Source organism: Haloferula sp. BvORR071 (assembly GCF_000739615.1).
In the GTDB taxonomy this organism is placed as follows: domain Bacteria; phylum Verrucomicrobiota; class Verrucomicrobiia; order Verrucomicrobiales; family Akkermansiaceae; genus Haloferula.
In genome coordinates, this window is record NZ_BATP01000047.1 from 105191 (window position 1) to 124663 (window position 19473).

Below are 19473 nucleotides of genomic sequence, written 5' to 3' on the forward strand. Positions count from 1 at the left end.
ACGTAGTCCCGCGCTTTAGCCGGACGAAGTAAGTGAAGAGCTGTCTTTACCCCGGGCCCCCGGGTGAATGCTCCCCCCAGAGGATCTTCAGGCGCGCCGGTCAGTCATCCCAGCCTCTCCCGTAATCCAGCACGGGATACTGCTTCCAGATCCTGACCGCCGATTCCCGGTCCTCCGACTCGAGAAAATCCAGGGCGCTCGAGAATGGCCAATCCAGCCAGGATTCCACATAGTCATGCTTCACCGGATTGTGATGGATGTAGTTGATCGTCGCCCAGAAGTGATCGCTGTTCTGCATCGCGCGATCTGAGGCGGAATGCCACACCTGTCGTCCGCGGGTATCTTCCTCGCCATTCCATTGAAAGGAAGTCTTGCCGTGAAGTTCGCCGAGCAGCTTCACCGTGGCGCGGATATCTGCGCTGGGAACGAGGACATGATAGTGGTTCGGCAGCACGCACCAAGCGACGGGTTGGACGGGCAAATGCTCCACAAGCATGCGCGAGAAGGTCTCCAAACGATCCTCCGAATAACCGATATGATCACGGTGCTCATAGCAGGCAGCCGAGATGTGAGAGTGGATGTTGCCTTGGTCGAAATGAGGCGGACGATGCCAAGGACGCTTCAATAGCTTCCGGCGCGCAAGCCAAGCCTCCCGCTGGGCGGGGCTGAGCTTGCGCCACTGGTAGGACATGATCGTGCTATAACCTATAGGATCCCAGAGGTGCAAGGGTGTAGCAGGCGTCGAGGGTCGCTTCGTCCGCCTGAAGGCCGGGACTACGTGCCCTTGGATTGCGGCCCGATTAGAGGTCCGGGGAGCTGGCTACCCCGGTGTGGTGCATTCACCCGGGGGCACTTGGTGAGGCCCGCTCTTCTGGTTGCTTCGTCCGGCTAAAGCGCGGGACTACATACCCTTGTCTCGCGGGCCCATTGGAAATCCGGGGCCAAGCTGTAATCGTCACCGCCCGCGCGCGTTGCATTCTTGCACCTCATCCTCCGCCTACTACCCTTCCCAGCACCATGAAGACTTGGCATTACCACAGCTCCTCCGGTTCCACCGCCACCACTTCCGATGAAAACCTGCCTGAACTCGTCGGCGCGGGAACCATCACCGCCGCGACCTTCATGTGGACCCAAGGCATGGCTGGCTGGGAGCCGGCGGCCAAGGTGTTGCCAGAGCTGTTCCAAGGCCAAGGCGCGCCGCCTCCGCCCTTGCCACCCGGCGGCGCTGCTCTTGGCGGCAAGCGCTCGCACCAGATCGATTACGAGATCATCGGAGAGTCGATCCAGATGGTAGAAATCGAGCTCGATCCCGGCGAGACCGTGATCGCCGAAGGTGGTGCCATGAACTACATGGACGATGGCATTTCCTTCGAGACCAAGATGGGCGATGGCTCGACGCCGGACACCGGCCTGATGGGCAAGCTCATGGCCGTGGGCAAGCGCGCGCTGACCGGTGAGTCGATCTTCATGACCCACTTCACCAACCGCGGCGGCGGCAAGAAGCGTGTCACCTTTGCCGCGCCCTACCCGGGTACCGTGGTGCCGGTGGACCTCAGCCAGTACGGCGGCGAGCTGCTCTGCCAGAAGGATGCCTTCCTCTGTGCCGCGCTCGGCACCCAGCTCGGCATCGCCTTCAACAAGAAGCTCGGCGCCGGCCTCTTCGGCGGGGAGGGCTTCATCCTCCAGCGCCTCAATGGCGATGGCATGGCCTTCGTGCATGCCGGCGGGACCGTGGTGCGCAAGGAGCTGAAGGGCGAAAAGATCTTCGTCGATACCGGCTGCCTGGTCGCCTTCACCAAGGGCATCAACTACGACATCCAGCGTGCGGGGAATTTGAAGTCGATGGTCTTCGGCGGTGAAGGTCTCTTCCTCGCCACCCTGCAGGGCCACGGCTCGGTGTGGCTCCAGAGCATGCCCTTCTCGCGCCTCGCCCAGCGCATCACCGGCATGTATGCCAGTGGTAAGGATTCCGGGTCGGTGATCGGCGGCCTCGGCAATCTCTTCGGGGATTGAGCTAAGTACGGCTAATCTAGTAAATTATTCAGCCGGGGTTGGCCACCGTGCCATCCCCGGCTTCTTTTGCCTCGCCGAATCAATTTGGCAAGAGTTCACGCAAGCTCGCGCGTCGCCCGCCTTCCAGCAGCACCACCGCCTCTGCATTCCGCGGATCAATCTGCATCAGGAATTCCCGGCAGCGGCCGCAGGGCGCGAGGATGCAATCCCCCGCCACCGCCACGATCATCTCGATCTGCGTCTCCTGCGCTTTGATCATTTTCGCGGCGGCGGCGTGCTCCGCGCAGAAGCCCATGCCGCAGCTCACGTGGATGCACACGCCGGTGTAGATGTTTCCCGTGGCCGTGCGGATCGCCGCAGCCACCGTCGCGGCATCGTGATCCGCCCGACCGAGAGTCAAGGGCCTCACCAGTGGCCACGCGGCGGCGATGAGTTCCCGTTCTGAGTCAGGACGGCTGAGGTCATTCATCTTCTCACAGCTTGTCGTTGGCGTACTCCGGCTTGAAGGTAAGCACCAAGCCCGCAATCAGCAGCATGATCCCGCGGCTGCTGAAGTTCCCGCCATACATCCAGAAGATGATCCAGAGGCCACCCAGGATCGCTGCCACTCCCACCACCCGGTAGATCAGGGTGCCGGGCGACTTGCGCATGATCTCACGCGCGGAACCCGCCTGGGCCATGATGACCTCCAGGTCGTAGTCCTGCAGCAGGCCGGCCATGCCCTGCTTCTCCAGCTCCTTCTTGATCTTCGTTTTGTTGAGGCCCTTGGCGGCCAGATCCTTGGCCAGGTCTTTTGCGTCTTCGCGGATGAACATGGTGAATTAGTTATCCTGAAGATCATCTTTTGGCGAGCGCTCCTCCCGCGCGCCCCAGCAGCAAGGGGAAGACGAAGGCGAAGACCGCCGCGCCCGCGAGCATGCTCCACCATGCGATCCACAAGCCGCCCTCCGACCAGCCGGCCTTGATCACATCGGGCTCGGACATGGATCGGAGCGTGTCGATCTTGTTTACATACTCGATGCTGCCATGGACCCACTCGCCGGGTGTGAAGAAGCCGAAACCGACATCGTCGGTGCAGAAGTAGATCCGCCCGGGGAAGATGAATTCCCATGCGATCGCCATGACGGTGACTCCGGCGATCATGAACCCGCAGGCCAAGACGATCCGAGTGATGGCGTTCATTGGAGGAATATCATCATCAGTGCCGGCACGGAGGCAAGCAAGGTCGGCACTGCGACCACCAGCGGTCTCCGTCCGATCGCCGGAATGGTCCCGAAGCCGACCAGCAGCGGCAAGCAGGGTAGGGCCGGAGTGAGCCACTCGAGCGTGCCGCCCGGCTGCAGGGGCGAGCCCTTCCCGGAGTAGCTGGCGCCGCTGTACCAGGCCACGAACAGCTCCGCCCCGAGCAAATAAGCCACAATCACCCCGAAGCCGAAAGCCACCACAATGAAGGGCAGCAGGAAGCGGTGCGACTTCGCCGCTTCCTTGCCAGCGGTGGCGATGCGGTAAATGGCGGCGATCAGCAGCGCGGCGCAGGCGGCGAGTTGGAGGTAGAAAGGGATCATTGTGGAAGCACCCGACAAGCGCTGGCCGGACACTCTCTCAATCGCACCGAGGGCCTCGCCAGCCTCAAAAAACAGTGCTTTTCAGCAGTCGGGACTCTGATACGAGCTTTCACGTACTTCGCGGAACTAGCTCCCGGGGGCTTGACATTCAAGAACTCTGTAATTTACTCGGCGTCGCCATGGCTAAAAAGCAAGCTCCCATCAAAGACAAGTACTCGAAGACCCAGATCCTCGACCAGATCGCCGCTGAGACTGGCCTCACCCGCAAGCAAGCAGGTGCAGCCCTCGAGAGCCTCACCGGCATCATCGGCGGCCATCTTCACAGCAAGGGCGCGGGCGAATTCGTCCTCCCCGGCCTGCTGAAGATCTCGACCATCAAGAAGCCCGCCGTGAAGGCTCGCAAGGGCATCAATCCCTTCACCAAGGAAGAAGTCATGTTCAAGGCCAAGCCCGCCTCTGTCGCGGTGAAGGTCCGCCCGCTCAAGGCGCTCAAGGACATGGTGGTCTAATCCCAAGTCCATTCCAACTTGAAATGCCCGAGGTTGCTTCGCCAGCCTCGGGCTTTTTGTTGCCCGCGCAGGAGCGGCCTAGCCTAGGTATTTGTAGCCCGCGTTGCGCTTGGCGAGCATGCCTCACCGCCGCCGCGAGGTGAATCCGGAAGCTCACCGGCTAGAATCCAAACCGCGCCTTCACCGCCTCGCGCTTGAGCCGTAGCTCGCGCCATTCGTTCACCAGACGGCTGGCCTCGATTACGCCACATCCGGCCGGCAGTCGCAGGTTGCAGCCCTCCCACCAGAGTCCGCGGATCGCGACGATGGCGTGGAACTCACCTTCCATGATCGCCCCGAAGGGCGCGCCGAAGTCCTCCGGCGTGCCCACGCGGCGGCGCCAGTCGATGAGCTGTTCCATCGTCTCCGGCGTGCGGGGCAGGGGACCCAGCGCAGGCGTGGGATGCAGGCGTCGGATCAGCGAGGTGGGGCTTTCATCACCGGCCAGCTCCACCTCGATCGGCGTGTGGAAGTGGACGATCGAGCCGAGCTCCATGATCACCCGCGGCCCGCGGCGCACCCGGCCGATGTCGCCCAATTTCGAGACCAGGGCCTGCGCGACATACTCGTGCTCGCGGATCTCCTTCTCGTCCACCACCATCACCTCGCGCTCCTCCGCGCGGGCGGTACCGGCGAGTGCCATCGTGCGCAAGGTATCACCGGCGAGGGAGAAAAGCGTCTCCGGCGAAGCACCGGCAAAGCCCGATTCGCCATCGGAGAAACCATAGCCGAAGAGTGGGGCGGCACTGGCAGCGGCCGTCTCCAGCAGCGCGTGGCCCGGCAGTGCTTCCAGGGTGCCACGCTCCACCACCACCGGCACCGTCTTCTCGAAAGCCCCAGCCCGGATCGCCGCGCTGATTTCCTGGAAAACTCCGGCGAAGGCCGAGGCATCGGGTGCTTCCCATTCGCAGGGGATGAGCTCCTCCACTGTGACTTGCGGCTCGGGGCGCTGGCCGATTTCCCAGCGCTCCGGAATCCACCAGGGCTCCGCTGCCGTGAGGCCGAAGTCATTCCGGTAAAAGGCCACTCCGGAGGCTGGTACGACGTCTGTCGTACGAAAGGGCCCGTAGCCCGTCAGCCGCCTGCCATCCGGCAGGTCGAGGAATGCGATCGAGTCCATCATGCCCTTGTCCCTCCTTGCCGGATCCGGGTTAGTTCTTCCGACATCGCTCCAGTCACCTGCTCCAGTTCCACCAGCCGCGCCCGTGTCCGGGTCATGCTCTGGCCGTGGATCGCGAAGCCGATTCCGAAGAGCAAAATTCCGAGGGTGGTCAGCGCGGCGCCGGTGCCCGCCATCATGACACCGCTCGGGCTCGGGCCGAGGTAGGTGTAGGACGGCACTTTCGACGGATCAGGCCTTGGGGTGTGTTCGATCAAGTAGCTTCCGTAAGCCCAGGCCAGCGGGCCGACAGTGAGCAGGCTCACGCCGCTTATCATGGTCCACCAGGCACCGCTGCGCCGGCCCCGGCCGATGCAGGTCACGCCAAGCCATAGGGCACTTACGATCAGGGTGCCGGTGAGCCAGGCGCTCAAGGTGAACCACATTGGAAGGACCATGCCCGATCAAAACCCGTGGAGTGCCGTGCCGTCAACCGCCGACGGGAAGCGGAGCGCTTCCTGGCGCGCTTCGTGCCGCCTAATGGCCGGAAGGGTTTTCAAGTACGGAGTATCTAGTAGCATTCGGACCCTGAATGGGGAACTCAAGCCCCCCTGAAGCGGTTCAGCTCCTCTCCCATCGCCGCGGCCAGGTTCTCAAGCTCCTTTGCGCGCTGCTGGGCACGGGCCATCTCCATGCCATGCAGGACGAAGCCCGCAGCGAAGAGAAGCATGCCGACGGGGACCGCGAGCACCCCACCGATGATGAGGGTGTCCAAGGGTTCCAGCGGCGTCGACGGACCTCCAGGGCCGATCCGGCCGAACCAGTTGAAATAGACCGCCGCCGCCAGGATCGGTCCGAGCGTGAAGGCGCCAATGCCGCTCGCCATCAACCACCACGAGCCACGGCGGGAACTCCCTCGCAGCCCCATCAAGCCGATCCAGAAGCCGATGTTCGGCCCGATCAACAAGAGGAGGGCGATGAAGGACATGCGCGCATGCAAAGATGTCCCGGACCACCAGTCAACCACCTGCGAAGGCTGGCGGGGCTGCTATGACGAAAGCGACGCCGGGCGTCTTGATACCAAGCAACCTATGACAATTTGCAGGTGACGCTTTTGACATTTTGGCTCGACTTCCGTTCGGTGCTAATTTGTAATGGCAAACAGGTTTCCCAAGAAAACCTCCTCAAACCCAAACCCTCCCTCCCTTTAAAAACCTCTGATGACGACCTGGCAGCAGCCCGTGTCCGTTGGTGTACTGTGTATCCTCATCCTGTCCTCAAGCGCGTTTGGTGCGAGCGGGGCCTTGGATGGAAACGACAGGGCTGATTCCTGCGATCGCTCTTGCCTGAATCACGTGCAAACGACGCCAAGCCCAAACGGCGTCGAAGATTTTCAAGCTCCCGGAGCGCGAGACGGCTCCTTCAGCACCACCGCGGTCCCGGAACCGTCGGTCGCGGTAGCCGCCTTGCTCGGGAGTATCGGTTTGCTGGCATTGGTCCGCCGGCGAAGGGGATGACGGGTTCTGTCCCCAGAGCCGCGCTTTCGCGAGAAAGCGCGGCTTTTCCTTTTTCAGCGGGAGCGTTGCGAGCTTCACCGCCCTACGCGATCACGTAATATCCGGGCGGTGGCCAGCAGCCAAGATCCAGCTATCCCTCCCGGGATGCCCTAGCTGTTCACCCTAGCTCCCATTACGGGAAGCCCGCGACCTCTTCCCAGCAGAGGTCGCGGGCTTTTCGTTTCTTCCTCAGGGCGCACGCAGCCAGATCCGCTGGATCGTGCCGTCCCTCTTCGCGGAGGTGGGAGTGCGAAGGTCGACCACTTGGAGACAGGCTTGTCGTCCTGCACTTGCCCGGCTTGGATCGGGCGATTGCGAGAGGCAGCAAATGGCCGAATACCTAACCCATCTATTCGAGGAGTATCGGGAACATGCTCGGCACCTGCGGAACACCGCGTTCGACACGAGGGCCAGTCAGGATTGGGGCGTCGTCGAGGATTTCGAAGCGGTAAGCACAGTTCTCTTCGAGAGGCTGGTGCTGTACCGGTTACCAGAAGGCCACTATCAGCAGGCCAAGAATTGGAAGGATACGTCATACTTCCTGATTGAGCCTGCGGACGGAGGTTTTCCCGCCATGATCTCCCGCGACAAGGGCGCGAGCGGCTATTGGGACCACCCGATCAAGATGCTCCTGAAAGGGGAGGCGGTGATTGCCTTCCACGAGTATTTTGACTGGGACCAGCACGCCCGGATCGACCTCCGCTATTACTACGGCGTGATCCTCGAGTCCTCGAGGTATCCGGATCTTGCCGGTCACCACATACTGATCGAAACCGATATGGCTTGGATTGCTTCGAACCCAAGCAAGGTCGAAGAGGCTGGCTAGCCGGCTATTCCTTGTCCTGCTCCGCCTGCTTCACCCAGGTCTGCAAGCGTCCCTCGAGCTTGTTCATATCGGGCAGCAGCTCCGCCAACGCGGGATCCGCTTTCCAGCGGGTGACCGCAGCCAAGGCGGCTTGGTCATCCTGCACCACGGCACCATGCTCATAAGGAGCGGGTGGCTTGCCATAGAGACGGTAGCCGCTGCTCGCACTGCGCAGGGGATAGAGATTCAGGAACTCGCGTTTCTCCTGCACGGATACGGCGGGATTTTGAAGATAGTCTTCCACCATCCCCGCTTGCGCTTGTTCAGAGACTGAGGCGCGGGCGATCAGGCTGGCGCGCAGCGCGGGTTGTCCTTCCAGCATCCCCGCTTGGTGGCTCATCAGGTCCACGACAAGCTGCGGGTGCTCGGCCGCGGTTTCATGGATGGCCATCTGTCCCAGTTCGCGAGCCGGGGGCGAGGTCTTCAGCCAGGCGGCGAGAGTTTCGGTTGCGGCAGAGGTGCCGAGATTGCGGGCAAGGTCCAAGCCTTCGGCCAAGCCATCGCTGCTCTGCCATTCGGGCTTGCTGAGCATTGTCGCGAAGTGGCCTTCGAGTTCAGCATCGGAGGCGCGCCAAGGGCCTTTCAAGGTGAGCGGCTTCAGCGCCACCGCGTATTCCTCCGCGGAGCCGGTCGTCGCCAGCACCTCGCGCGCGATCGCACAGGCCAGGTCGGGATCGGCCATGCACATCGTATCCAGCAGGAACACACGCATCGTAGGCCAACCCTTCAAGGAGCTGCCGCCGACTTGAAAGGGAATGCCCGTCTTCGCGTCCGCGCCACCGCGCAGCAGGTGGCCGCACATCTCTGCGACCAGATGCAAATCATCTTCCTGCATCCAGCGGCGCTTCAGGGCGATGAGCTGGCGGCGGGTATCTTCCGGGCTAGCGCCGTTCTCGCAGGCGGACAGGATCGTCTGCCACTCTTCTTGTATGCGTGCGCGGGCCGAGCGCGGGGCCGCCGTTTCGGCAGCCCGCGGCGCGATGGCCGCTGCTTGCGGCGCGGGAGCAGGGCTGCCCAGCCGCAAGAACAGGGCGCCCGAGACCGCCACGGCTGTAAAAGCCGCGACCAGCCAAGGGCGCCACCTGACACGATCCTTCAAGGCTGTTCGCCTCCTCTGTCGATGGAGTCGTCGGTGCTGATTTCAAGCTCGAGGCGAGTGACCGTGCAGATGTCGCCTGTCAGGCGGTCTTGCACCAGCAGCGCCCAAGTGCCGTTCGGCATCGCTTGAACGTCACCCCAATCGTCGTCGTCGAACTCCACGCGGAAATTGTCGAGGACCAGATTGTCATCCCATGCACCTTCACCGTCGTGGACCATCGCGATGTGACCGGTCGGAGACATCACAGCCACCATCAGGTCGCCCACGTGCTCCGTGGTGATGGTGAGGTCGAGGGTCACCACGGAGACCGTGGTGTTCGGCTCGAAGCGCTGGACCTTGAAGGGAATCTTCGTCCACTTGTGCACGCCGTCCGGAATCTTCTTCGGCTTGGCCAGCACGTAGCGCCCCACATTGGTGGTCACGCTCCGGGTGGAGTTGTTGATCGACTTGCGGACATCGCCGACCAGCGGTGAGGTGGCCTTTAGGAGGCTCTTGATCGATGGCGTGAAGCCGTAGATGCCGGCTTCCGAAGGACGACCGGAGATGAGGAGGCCGGCGGCTTCCCAATCGCCTTCATCTTCTCCCAGCCAGACCGGCCCGCCGCTATTACCGGGGCCCGTGGAGAGGTGGGTGGCATGGAGATACCTTTCGGCATCTTCCTTGAAGACGGTGATCTCCTCGGCCGTGGAGTACATCTGGCCGGTAGTCTCAAGCTGTTCGTAGTCCAGGAAAGCGGGGAAGCCCGTGATCCGCGAGGGGTTCGCGTGCTTCTTCAGCTTCTTGTAGCCATTGAATTCGATGCTCGCCGGTTCGCCGTTGATGAAGGGCTTCAGGCCCCAAGCGAGGGCAATGTCGTTGGAAAACGCGGGATAAGAATCCTGCCCGCCCGCCAGCGCGTGACCTGAATAGCTGCTCCAGCGGAAGAATCCGCGCGATGGCTCGGATACAATTTCCGGCGGCAAGGGTGTCGAATTGCCGCCTCCATGCCAGAACGGCGGCGACGACCAACCGAACATCTCGGTCTCGAACAGGACATGGGCTGCGGTGAAGAAAACTTTCGGATGTCCGGCGACAACCCCACTACCCTGGCCAAAGTCGGATTCGACCATGCCATTGAAGACAAAGGGGCTACTGGACAGCTCTCCGGAAGCGACTGGGGCGGAGGAGTTGGTTTTGGGCGGCTCGGGGACACCTGCTACGGCTGGTAGCAGCAGGCACATCCAGAGGGACGGGGCGACTGGTGATTTCACTGGGTGTGATAGGTAAGGGTGATGAACAGCACAGATGTCTTAACTTTTTAGAAAAATAATGTCAAGAGGGGTTGCGGAGTGCTAAATTTGTGGTTTTGCCGGTCCACGCTGCTGCCGCCAGCGGAAATTGGGCAGGATTCAGCTGAGACAGACCGAGATATGCTGCTTGGCATCGACCTACACGACGCCGCTCCGGCCGACCTGGGCATGGTATTCGCGTTTCACGAGGCGCTGTTCCGGGAGGAGATCGAGGCGCTGTTGGGCTGGGATCACGAGGCGCAGTTGAGCAACCTCGCGGCGGAATGGGAGACTACCCGGATCCGCCTGATCCGGATGGCCGGCGAGGTCGCAGGCTACCTCCAGCAAAGGTCCGAAGCGGATCATATCTATCTCCTTTCCCTGGGGCTGCTGCCCGGCCAGCAGGGGAGGGGCGCAGGACGCGCCACCATGGAGATCCTGCAAGCGGAGGCCCTCGAACTGGGCCTGCCATTGCGCTTGTCAGTCTCGCGCGAAAATTTGCGCGCGATCCGCTTCTATGAGCGCCTGGGCTTTCTCCCCACCATCCCGGGCACGGAGCGCCAATATCGTCTGGAGTGGTGTCCGCGGGCGTAACGGCACCCGCACCTGTCAGCGGCAAGGAATTACTCCTCGGGATCCTTTGCCGTCGGCAGCTTCGCCACCTCGTCTAGCAGGTTCACGATCTCCACCCCGCGCTCGGCCGAGCCGTCGTGGCGGAAATGCAGCACTGGCGTGGACTTCAGGACAACCCGCTTGGAGATCTTCTTCTGGATGCTCCCGTGGTCGTGGTTGAGCTTCTCCAAGACGTTCTCCACCCGGCCGCCCAGCACGCTGATCCAGACCTTCGCTTCCTTGATGTCCTGGGTGGTCTCCACCGCGCTCACGGTCACCAGCGAGCCGTTCCACTCGTAGTCCTTCTGGACCACAGTGCCGATCTCGCGCTTGAGGAGTTCGTTGACCCTGTCGATTCGTTGGCTCATCGCGGTGCTGGGTAAGGGGTGCGTGGTAATAAGGACCAAGTGCCTGAAAAGGCAAATCCCGGCGAGCTATCCGGCGCCAAGGAAAGTCCTTGGCGCTGGGGGCAACTCACCGGGAGCTTAAGGTTACAAGGTCTGTGGGATCTTCTCGAGGGTGTAGCACTCGATGATATCGCCTTCCTGGTATTCGTTGAATTCCCCGAGGCGGATACCGCATTCCATGCCCGACTTGACCTCTTCCACTTCGTCCTGGAAGCGGCGCAGGGTGGACATCTTGCCGTCGAAGACCGGCACGCCGCCGCGGATGACGCGGGCGTGGGCCTTGCGGTGGACCTTGCCGTCCTTGACGTAGGAGCCGGCAGCGCGGCCCTTCGACTTGGAAAGCTTGAAGACCATCCGCACTTCGGCGTGGCCGATGATATTCTCGCGGGTGAGCGGCTCGAGCATGCCGAGCATCGCCTCGCGGACCTGATCGATCAGTTCGTAAACGATCGAGTAGAGCTTCACCTGCACACCCTCGGCCTTGACCGCCTTCACGGCGTTGGCCTCCACCTTGGTGTTGAAGCCGAGCACCGTGGCATCCGCGGAGCTGGCCATCTGGATGTCGCCTTCCGTGATCGGGCCGGCTCCGGCGATGATCACCTGGCTGGTGATCTTGTCGGACTTGATGTCGGCGATCGCGTTCTTGATCGCTTCCACCGAGCCCTGCACGTCGCACTTGAGCACGAGTTTGAGGACGGCCTTGCCGGTGCCGTGGATGACATTCGAGAAGATGTCCTCCATGCGGCTCTTCTGGGTCATCTTCAGGCGCGAGTTGCGCAGCTCGAGCTGGCGCTCGTCGGCCAGCTTCTGGGCCGCGCGGACAGAGTCCATCTCGACCAGGCTGTCGCCCACGTTCGGCATTTCGTCGAAGCCGATAACTTCCACCGGTGTGCCCGGCTTGGCGTCCTTCACGGATTCGCCGCGGTCATTGATCAGCGACTTCACCTTGCCCGCGAAAGGACCACAGATGAAGGGAGTGCCGACCTTGAGTGTGCCGGTCTCGACGATGACGGAAGCCGTCGCGCCGCGTCCGGGTTGCACGCGGGCCTCGATGATGGCGGCGCGGGCATTGCCCTTCGGGTTCGCCTTCAGTTCGAGCACTTCCGCTTGCAGGGCCAGCAATTCGAGCAAATCAGGGACGCCGGCACCGGTGAGGGCGGAGATCTCCGCGAACTCGGTGTCGCCGCCGAAGTCGGTGGTCTGCAGGCCTTTCTCGGCGAGCTGGGACTTCACCCGTTGCACGTTGGCAGCAGGCAGGTCGATCTTGTTGATCGCCACCACGATGGTCTTCTTGGCCTTCTTGGCGTGCTCAATGGCCTCCAAGGTCTGTGGCATGATGCCGTCATTCGCGGCCACCACGAGCACCACGATGTCCGTGATGTCGGCGCCGCGGGCGCGCATGTCGGAGAAGATCGCGTGACCCGGGGTATCGATGAAAGTGATCGGCTTGCCCTCGTGCTCCACCTTGTAAGCGGCCACATGCTGGGTGATGCCGCCGGCCTCGCCCTTCACGATCGTGGAGTTGCGGATGTAGTCGAGCAGCGAGGTCTTGCCGTGGTCGACGTGGCCCATGATCGTGACGATCGGCGGGCGCAATTGCAGCACGTCTTCCGGCTCGTCCTGGATCTTTTCCGGCTCGACGACGACTTCCTCGACCTTGTGCACGCCGCCGCCCTTCTCGCGCTTCTCGCGCTCGAAGACGAAACCGTGCATCTCGCAGACCCTGGCCGCGATTTCCGGCTCGATCGCCTGGTGCGGCGCCACGAAAACCTGCAGCTTGATCAGGTCCGCCAGCAGTCGGAAGGGCTTCAGACCCATCCGCGTCGCCAGCTCGGCCACGATGATCGGTGGCTTGATGCTGATCACATTGCCGGCATCGACTTCCTCGACTTCTACCGGAGCAGGGGAAATGGTTTCCGCTGCGGGCGGAGGAGCGACTGGCACCACCGGCTTGGCGGGCTCTTCCTCCTCCAGCAGCTTGGAAATCGTTGGCAACACGGCCTTGCCGGATTGCTCGGTCTTGCGGATTCCGGAGCGCTTCTTCTTCCCGTCCTCGCTGAAGAGATCCAGAGCATTCGCCTTGTCCGCATCGAGCTTGCTCGGTGGCGGGGGAGCGGCTTCGGACGCCTGGGCGGCGCGCTGCCGGTCCCGGCGCGAGGGAGCCTTGGTTGGCTCGATCAGATCGAGAACCTTCGGCTTTTTGGGAGGCGTAGAATCGCTGCTGCTGCTGTCTTTGGCCATCAGGCGGTAAATGTCGTCGGTCGTTTCGGAGCCGCGGATTGGATCGGCTCCGGGGAGGTAAGGTCGTAGATATGTCAAGCGGACGCGGCATTCGCCTTCGCCCGGGCGATGATATCGAGCGCCCGTTCCTCGGGAACGCCCAATTCATCCATGATGTAGTCGGCGTCCATGTCAGCCACCATGTCAGGGCTGGTGCCACCGGCGCGGAAGAGCTTGTCGGCCAGATCGTCGTCCAGACCGAGGAGTGCCCCGACCGAGTGCGCGGCACCGGCGATCTTCTTCTCGAACTGCTCCAGCTTACTCTCATCCTTGCGGACTTGCACATCCCAGCCCATCAGGCGGGAGGAGAGGCGGGCATTCTGGCCGCGGCGGCCGATTGCCTTGCTCAAATCTTCCTCATCCACGGTCACGTGCAACACGCGGTTTTCCGTATCCACATTGATGGTGCGGAGCACGGCGGGCTTCAGCGCCTCGCGGACGAATTCCTCCGGATTGTCGCTCCAGCGGATGATGTCGACCTTCTCGTTGTTGAGCTCGCGGACGATGTTCTTCACGCGTGCCCCGCGCAGACCCACGCAGGCGCCCACTGGGTCCACCTTGTCGTCGGTGCTCCACACGGCCACCTTGGTGCGGTAGCCGGCTTCACGGGCGATCCCACGGATCTCCACGGTGCGGTCGGAAATTTCGTTCACCTCGGCCTCGAACAAGCGGCGCACGAAGTTCGGGTGGCTGCGGGAGAGGATGATCTCCGGGCCGCGGCCTTCGTTCTCCACCGCCACCACGTAGGCGCGGATGCGGTCACCGATGTTGTATTCCTCGGTCTGCACGCGCTCGCGGGATGGCATCACACCCTCGAACTTGCCGAGGTCGATCAACACATCACTGCGGTCGAAGCGGCGGACAGTGCCGGAGACGATGTCCCCCGCGCGGTCCTTGAACTCCTCGTAAATCATCTCCTTCTCCGCCTGGCGGAGGCGCTGCATCATCGTCTGCTTCGCGGTCTGGACGGCGATGCGGCCGAAGTCCTTCGGCGTGACGTTGAATTCCATCGTGTCCCCCGGCTGCACGCCCGGGTCCTTCTTGGAAGCAGTGGCGATCGGAACCTGGTTGAACTTGTCCGTCTGCTCGCCCTCACCCACCACGGTCAGGACCGCGAAGATGCGGGTTTCACCCTTCTTGGTGTTCACGTCGGCGCGCAGGGTCTCGATGGCGTCAGCCCCGGGAACCATCTTGCGGTAGGCGGAAATGAAGGCGTACTCGAGCGCGGCTACGACCTTGTCACGGTCGATGCCTTTTTCCTTCTCGTAGTAGTCGATGAGAGCGACGATGTCGTTGGTCATGGCGGGCAGTGCGGCGCTTGGCGCTCCGTATGTCCAGAGACGCAAAAGAGCGGGCTTTTCGACCCACTCCTTCGTGTCGGAAGATCTGAGGCCGGGGGGAATACGGCGGAATACCTTGAGTTGCAAGTCGAATCTCCCGCCCGCAGCGGCACCCCGGCTGCCGCCCCGTGGGACGGCGTTTTAGTGCCGAAATTGCCCCCGGGACCCGCGCGGCGCGGCGGGATTCAGCCGCAGAACCCCCGCCAGCGCAGGGCCCGGAATTCCCCGGTGGTTTGCCAAGTCGACAGCCCGAAGGGAGCGCAGGAATCGATCGGCCCCGGCCGCAGGGACAGCTTTCTGCCCTTGGTGTCCAGATCCACGACCTGCACCCCGTCGATCCATGCCTGGATCCTCTCGTCGCCGCAGCTCAGCCGCAGTTTATACCAGCGGCCCTTCTCGAAGCTCATCGGCCGCGCCGTCTCGTTCTCGGAGGCGTCCCGCTCGTCGACCGAGGAGATCCCGACCAGTCCGCCACCCCAGCCGCCGACCACCCAGGTGACGCACTCGCCACTGCGCCGCGCTGGGAAGGTCAGTCCGCAGAAAAAGTCGGTGCCGTCTACCCGGCGCGCTTCCAACTCGATTTCAAACGCTCCTTCCGGGGCGGGGCCCGCCCACTTCAAGCCACTGAGGCCTTCCCCGAACTGGAGATGCAGGATCCCCGGCTCGGGCTCGCTAAGCGGGCCGCCCATGACTTGCCGCCATTGGGTGGCGTCGGTGAGGGGATGCCAGTACTCTGCGGTGGATTTTATTGGAGGGCCTGCGGCCGCGCGGGCGGGTGGTGCCGCATTTTTGCGGCAGGAGACCGAGGAGGCAGCCAAGCCGAGCGTGATCCAGTGACGGCGGGTCATTGCGCGAAATATGAATTGGGCGCGCGGCTTTGGAAGCCGCAAGAATGATCCGCAAACGCCGACTGCACGGGCGGCTTCCCATCCGGAGGCTCTTCACGCGGAATTCACCCGATCCTCGCCATACCCTCTCCACTCCCGTTCATGACCTCAGTGGACCACACTCCTCATGAAGACGCTCCTTGTCGTATTCGCATGCCTCCTCGCCTCACCCTTGGCGCGTGCCGAGGACCTGAAGGAAGAAACCCGCTTCATCGGTCTCCTCCATAATCTCCAATACATCGAGACCCCTGAGGACCTGCGGAAGCTCATTCCTGATTGCCCGCCACCGAAGCCCGATGTGGGTGAGGAGAACTCGGAGATCATCGTCAAAGCCAAGCTCTTCGGTTGCGATTCCCAAGCGGAGTTCAATTTCTCCAAAGGAGTCCTAGTCTCCCACGGCTTCAGCATCGGAACGCTATCCTATCAGGAAGGGCATCGCATCTTCCTCAAGGCCGCCGAGATCCTGAACTCGCAAGTGAAGGACTTGAAGACTTCGGTCACGATGCCCATCGACAAGGACTACATGGATTGTCCGTCTGCTCCGCCGAACGTGATCACCGTCTACATCGATGGCGAAGACCGGAACGCTTCCTTCCAACTCCGCCTGGAGATGAACGACAAGGGCCTGACCCTTGCGGCGGGAGCCCAACGTGTGAGTCATCCTTGAATTGCTCCGCACTGCCGGAACCCTCCATGCTCCGCCCGTGATCCGAGCTCTCCTCTTCGATGCCGCCGGGACCCTGATTGAGCCTGCCGAGCCGGTCGCCGAGGTCTATTCCCGGGCTGCGGCAGCCCTCGGAAATCCGGTCGATCCCGCAGCCATCAAGCCCGCCTTCATCCGCGCTTTCACCAGCCTCGGCGACCCGGCTTGGCGCGCTCATCCTGATGGAGATACGGCGGAGCGGGCGTGGTGGCAGGATGTAGTCGGGTCGACCTTCGGGTATGCAAGCGGCTCCGCTGCCGCCCTAGCACTCTTCGAGGTCCTCTTCGCGCACTATGCGGATCCCGCAGCCTGGCGGGTCTTCCCCGAGGTCCCGGAGGTTCTGGCTGCTGCCAGGGACGCCGGCTTCCTGCTGGCGGTGGTCTCGAACTTCGATCGTCGCCTCCACGGGATCCTCGCCGGTCACGGTCTGGAGTTCCATGCCGTGATCACCTCCGCCGATGCCGCTTGCCGGAAGCCCCGGGCTGAAATCTTCGAAACGGCTCTGTCTGCGCTCAAGGTCGCCCCCTCCGAGGCACTGCACGCGGGCGATTCCATCGCCGCCGACGTCGAGGGCGCCCGCGCCGCCGGGATTGCGGCTTTCCACCTCGACCGCCCGCGCAATGACCTGCGGGACTTCCTCAATACTGCCCTGCAAGAACGGGTAAAATGAACTTGCCAAACCCTGACCCCGCCACTACCCATCCCCGCCCCGGCGGCCACCAAGGTTCGCCGGAACGGAAGACATCAAAGCGAGGATAGCTCAGTCGGTAGAGCAGTTGGCTTTTAACCAATTGGTCCTGGGTTCGAATCCCAGTCCTCGTACTTCCTTCGCCATCACGGCGTGATCGCCACGCGGCGGCCCGGGCTCGAGGTCGCGGTCTCGAAGGCCTGAGTGATCTCAGCGAGGGGAAAGCTGCTGCCGCCGAGTGAGTGGAAGGGGAAGCGGCTGCCAGCCTTGGCCAGGAAGTCGACGGCGCTGACCAGATCCTGCGGGGCGTAGTTGTGCAGCCCGCGGATCGTGAGCATCCGGCGGACGAGTTCATTCGGATCGATCGCGACGCTCCCACCCGGAGTGGTGGTCCCGGCGATGACTGCGATGCCGCCGGTGCGGGTGGCGGCGAGCGCTGCGGATACAGCGGCGGAGGAGCCGGAGAATTCCATGGTGAGATCGGCGCCGCGGCCATTTGTCAGGTCTCGCAAGTCGGAGAGCAGGTCGGCAGGTTCGCAGAAGAGATCCGACCCGAAGCTGCGTGAGGCGTCGGCGCGAGTGGGATCAAGGTCGCAGGTGATGACCTCCGCGGCACCGAGTTCACGCGCCATGGCGACCGCGGTGAGGCCGAGCACGCCGCAGCCGAGGATGCTCACGCTGGCACCTTCGATCGGTCCGGCGAGGCGGAAGGCCGCGGCGACGGTGGCGACGGCGCAGTTTGCGGGTGCGGCCAGGGAGTCGCTGAGCTCGTCGGGCAGTTTCACGATGCCGGTGCCGCGGGTCAGCAGGCAGCACTCGGCGAAGCCACCGCTGAACTCACGGCCGGCGGCGATGGCGCTGTGGCCGTACTTGAAGAGCTGCTCGCATTTCTGTGGCAGGGCGCGGCGGCAGAAGAAGCACTCGCCGCAGGAGGCCGCGAGGGTCCAGGTGATGCGGTCGCCTTCGCGCAGTGGCTCGCCGCGCAGATCGAATCGCAAGGTGTTAGGCCCGAAGGCGACGATGCGGCCGACGATCTCATGACCGAGGATGCAGGGCACCGGTTCCTGACGACGGCCATGCCAAGTGTGCAGATCGCTGCCGCAGATGGTGCTGCAGGTGATGTCCACCAAGACCTCACCGGGGCCGGGAGCCGGCACGGGGAAAGTCTCGAGTTGGAAGGGATGGCCGTGGCCTGAAAAGACAGCCGCCAAGGCGCGGCCGCCGCTGCGTTCGGTATTCATGCAGTTTTGCGGATAAAGGACATCATGGTGGCACCCAGGACGCAGGCGACCGCCACCACGCGGAAGACCATGTGGGTCGAGTGCTGGCTCTCGATCAGGTGGCCGATCAACGGTTCACCAAGGCCGGCGAAGAGATAGGCGAAGAAATTCATCATCCCCGTGCCGGTGCCCGCCAGGCGCTTGCCGAGGAGGTCAGGGCACAGCGCCCAGAAGGCCGACTGCGGGCCATACACGAAGAATCCTGTTAGAAAGAGCAGCGGCAGCGCCAGCATCGAGCTGCGGTCGAGCATGACCATTCCACCCGCGCAGAAGGCCGCGATGGCGAGGAAGATCACCACCGGTGTGGCGCGCTTTCCGTCGAAGACGCGATCCGAGATCCAGCCGGCGGAGACCGCACCAATCGCCATGCCGACTGGTAGGGCGACCGCCACCCACTTCTGCGGCGAGTTCTTCCAGTCGTCGCCCAGGAAATGCACTGGCACCCACACCAGCAGTCCGTAGCGGGCGAGATTCTGGAAGCCAATGGCCACGCAGCCGAAGAGGAAGGGCACGCAGGTGAAGCCGACCTTGTAGCGTTCCCACCAGGTGAGATCGCGCTCGGGATGGATATTCTCCCCGGCGCTGTCCGCTTCATCCAGCAGGTCTTCGTAGCCCGCTTGTGAGGGCCGCTCGCGGACCACCAGCCAGAAGACGAAACAGCCTAACAGCATCAGCACCACCGGTCCGCGGAAGATCCAGCGCCAGCCGAAGTCCACGATCGTCGCGGCCATCACGTAGGTCACCACCGATGACATCCCGGCGGCGAAGACATACCAGCCATAGACGCGGCCGCGGTGTTGCTTGTCCCACCAGTTCGAGAGGATGCGGCTGCCCGGCGCCCAGCCCATCGATTGCACGAAGCCATTGCCCGCCCATGGCACCATCACTCCGGCCAGGCCACCGGCGAAGCTGGTGATCCAGTTCATGATGAAGGACAGCATCCCGCCGAGCGACATCAGCGTCCGGCCGCCGAAGCGGTCGGCGAGCTGGCCGTTGATCGCTTGGCCGATCGCATAGGACCAGAGCAGGGCGCTGCTGCACCAGCCCAGCTGGGCCTTCGTGAGGTGTAATTCCTCCGCCATGCCGGGGATGGCGAAGCCGAAATTCTGGCGGCCCGTGTAGTAGAAGAGGTAGCAGAACATCACCGACAGGAGGGTCTTCACCCGCGCGGTCGCGAAGCTGCTAGTGGGTTGGCTTTCAGTCATGGTCGGAGGACCGGCGGACTGCCGGAAGGACTAGCTCCGCAGGAAACGCCGACCAAGC

22 protein-coding genes, 1 tRNA gene and 1 pseudogene are annotated in these 19473 nt (G+C 63.0%); 8 read left to right on the forward strand and 16 right to left on the reverse strand.

Going from position 1 to position 19473, the window contains the following annotated elements; translation table 11 throughout:
* Positions 1-100: 100 nt before the first annotated feature.
* Positions 101-691, reverse strand: a complete 591-nt coding sequence (locus BV071_RS24565) for a transposase (protein WP_035612779.1) — start codon at positions 689-691, stop codon at positions 101-103.
* A 326-nt stretch (positions 692-1017) separates the two neighbouring features.
* On the opposite strand from BV071_RS24565, the pseudogene BV071_RS36165 reads away from it, so the two are divergent.
* Together BV071_RS36165 and BV071_RS24570 are read left to right on the forward strand one after the other, a co-directional pair.
* A pseudogene (locus BV071_RS36165) lies at positions 1018-1155 on the forward strand (GYF domain-containing protein); the annotation flags it as partial.
* 54 nt (positions 1156-1209) lie between these two features.
* A complete protein-coding gene (locus BV071_RS24570) occupies positions 1210-2013 on the forward strand; it encodes a TIGR00266 family protein (RefSeq protein WP_343123410.1) in 804 nt (267 codons plus the stop codon).
* 79 nt (positions 2014-2092) lie between these two features.
* On the opposite strand, the gene BV071_RS24575 is transcribed toward BV071_RS24570, so the two are convergent.
* Genes BV071_RS24575 through BV071_RS24590 form a run of 4 tightly spaced genes read right to left on the reverse strand, consistent with a single transcriptional unit; the run spans position 2093 to position 3578 of the window.
* Positions 2093-2482: a cytidine deaminase gene (locus BV071_RS24575; protein WP_035612782.1), complete on the reverse strand. Its 390-nt coding sequence runs from the start codon at positions 2480-2482 to the stop codon at positions 2093-2095.
* A 4-nt stretch (positions 2483-2486) separates the two neighbouring features.
* Positions 2487-2828, reverse strand: coding sequence for a hypothetical protein (locus BV071_RS24580; RefSeq protein WP_035612784.1), 342 nt, complete (start codon positions 2826-2828; stop codon positions 2487-2489).
* Between the two features lie 22 nt (positions 2829-2850).
* The gene (locus BV071_RS24585; RefSeq protein WP_035612787.1) at positions 2851-3195 is read right to left on the reverse strand and encodes a hypothetical protein; all 345 of its coding nucleotides are present in this window, start codon (positions 3193-3195) and stop codon (positions 2851-2853) included.
* A complete protein-coding gene (locus tag BV071_RS24590; protein ID WP_035612797.1) occupies positions 3192-3578 on the reverse strand; it encodes a hypothetical protein in 387 nt (128 codons plus the stop codon). The genes BV071_RS24585 and BV071_RS24590 overlap by 4 nt, the downstream gene beginning before the upstream one ends.
* 179 nt (positions 3579-3757) lie before the next feature.
* On the opposite strand from BV071_RS24590, the gene BV071_RS24595 reads away from it, so the two are divergent.
* Positions 3758-4087: an HU family DNA-binding protein gene (locus BV071_RS24595; protein ID WP_035612800.1), complete on the forward strand. Its 330-nt coding sequence runs from the start codon at positions 3758-3760 to the stop codon at positions 4085-4087.
* A gap of 160 nt (positions 4088-4247) precedes the next feature.
* On the opposite strand, the gene BV071_RS24600 is transcribed toward BV071_RS24595, so the two are convergent.
* The 3 genes from BV071_RS24600 to BV071_RS24610 form a co-directional block, all read right to left on the reverse strand.
* Complete coding sequence (locus BV071_RS24600) at positions 4248-5249, reverse strand: chorismate-binding protein (RefSeq protein WP_052573855.1); 1002 nt, start codon at positions 5247-5249, stop codon at positions 4248-4250.
* Positions 5246-5671, reverse strand: a complete 426-nt coding sequence (locus BV071_RS24605) for a hypothetical protein (RefSeq protein ID WP_035612803.1) — start codon at positions 5669-5671, stop codon at positions 5246-5248. Before BV071_RS24605 ends, BV071_RS24600 begins: the two co-directional genes overlap by 4 nt.
* Positions 5672-5826: 155 nt before the next feature.
* On the reverse strand, positions 5827-6213 hold the full coding sequence (locus BV071_RS24610; protein WP_035612805.1) for a hypothetical protein: 387 nt from the start codon (positions 6211-6213) through the stop codon (positions 5827-5829).
* 896 nt (positions 6214-7109) lie between these two features.
* Here BV071_RS24610 and BV071_RS24615 point away from each other — a divergent pair.
* A complete protein-coding gene (locus tag BV071_RS24615) occupies positions 7110-7607 on the forward strand; it encodes a hypothetical protein (protein WP_035612808.1) in 498 nt (165 codons plus the stop codon).
* Between the two features lie 4 nt (positions 7608-7611).
* Here the strand turns inward: BV071_RS24615 and BV071_RS24620 are convergent, their stop codons facing one another.
* Together BV071_RS24620 and BV071_RS24625 are read right to left on the reverse strand one after the other, a co-directional pair.
* Positions 7612-8694, reverse strand: a complete 1083-nt coding sequence (locus tag BV071_RS24620; RefSeq protein ID WP_035612811.1) for a hypothetical protein — start codon at positions 8692-8694, stop codon at positions 7612-7614.
* 47 nt (positions 8695-8741) lie between these two features.
* Positions 8742-9995, reverse strand: coding sequence for a proprotein convertase P-domain-containing protein (locus tag BV071_RS24625; protein ID WP_265594831.1), 1254 nt, complete (start codon positions 9993-9995; stop codon positions 8742-8744).
* A gap of 159 nt (positions 9996-10154) precedes the next feature.
* Between BV071_RS24625 and BV071_RS24630 the strand changes: the two genes are divergently transcribed.
* Positions 10155-10607, forward strand: coding sequence for a GNAT family N-acetyltransferase (locus BV071_RS24630; protein ID WP_052573856.1), 453 nt, complete (start codon positions 10155-10157; stop codon positions 10605-10607).
* Positions 10608-10636: 29 nt separating this feature from the next.
* On the opposite strand, the gene rbfA is transcribed toward BV071_RS24630, so the two are convergent.
* From rbfA to BV071_RS24650, 4 genes are all read right to left on the reverse strand, one after another.
* Entirely contained in the window at positions 10637-10993 is a 357-nt protein-coding gene (gene rbfA / locus BV071_RS24635) for a 30S ribosome-binding factor RbfA (protein WP_035612816.1), read from the reverse strand.
* 123 nt (positions 10994-11116) lie between these two features.
* Positions 11117-13351: a translation initiation factor IF-2 gene (gene infB, locus BV071_RS24640; protein ID WP_265594832.1), complete on the reverse strand. Its 2235-nt coding sequence runs from the start codon at positions 13349-13351 to the stop codon at positions 11117-11119.
* Entirely contained in the window at positions 13348-14613 is a 1266-nt protein-coding gene (gene nusA / locus BV071_RS24645) for a transcription termination factor NusA (RefSeq protein ID WP_035612819.1), read from the reverse strand. The genes infB and nusA overlap by 4 nt, the downstream gene beginning before the upstream one ends.
* Before the next feature lie 224 nt (positions 14614-14837).
* Positions 14838-15500: a family 16 glycoside hydrolase gene (locus tag BV071_RS24650; protein WP_052573857.1), complete on the reverse strand. Its 663-nt coding sequence runs from the start codon at positions 15498-15500 to the stop codon at positions 14838-14840.
* A 166-nt stretch (positions 15501-15666) separates the two neighbouring features.
* On the opposite strand from BV071_RS24650, the gene BV071_RS24655 reads away from it, so the two are divergent.
* The 3 genes from BV071_RS24655 (at position 15667) to BV071_RS24665 (ending at position 17064) form a co-directional block, all read left to right on the forward strand.
* Positions 15667-16206, forward strand: coding sequence for a hypothetical protein (locus BV071_RS24655; RefSeq protein WP_265594833.1), 540 nt, complete (start codon positions 15667-15669; stop codon positions 16204-16206).
* Positions 16207-16243: 37 nt separating this feature from the next.
* Positions 16244-16912 (forward strand): HAD-IIIA family hydrolase, encoded by a 669-nt coding sequence (locus BV071_RS24660; protein ID WP_265594834.1) that lies wholly within the window; start codon positions 16244-16246, stop codon positions 16910-16912.
* A gap of 79 nt (positions 16913-16991) precedes the next feature.
* Positions 16992-17064 (forward strand) — tRNA-Lys (locus BV071_RS24665).
* 12 nt (positions 17065-17076) lie between these two features.
* Here BV071_RS24665 and BV071_RS24670 read toward each other — a convergent pair.
* Both BV071_RS24670 and BV071_RS24675 read right to left on the reverse strand, forming a co-directional pair.
* A complete protein-coding gene (locus BV071_RS24670) occupies positions 17077-18171 on the reverse strand; it encodes a zinc-binding dehydrogenase (protein ID WP_052573859.1) in 1095 nt (364 codons plus the stop codon).
* Positions 18168-19415, reverse strand: a complete 1248-nt coding sequence (locus BV071_RS24675) for an MFS transporter (RefSeq protein WP_035612824.1) — start codon at positions 19413-19415, stop codon at positions 18168-18170. Before BV071_RS24675 ends, BV071_RS24670 begins: the two co-directional genes overlap by 4 nt.
* Positions 19416-19473 lie beyond the last annotated feature (58 nt).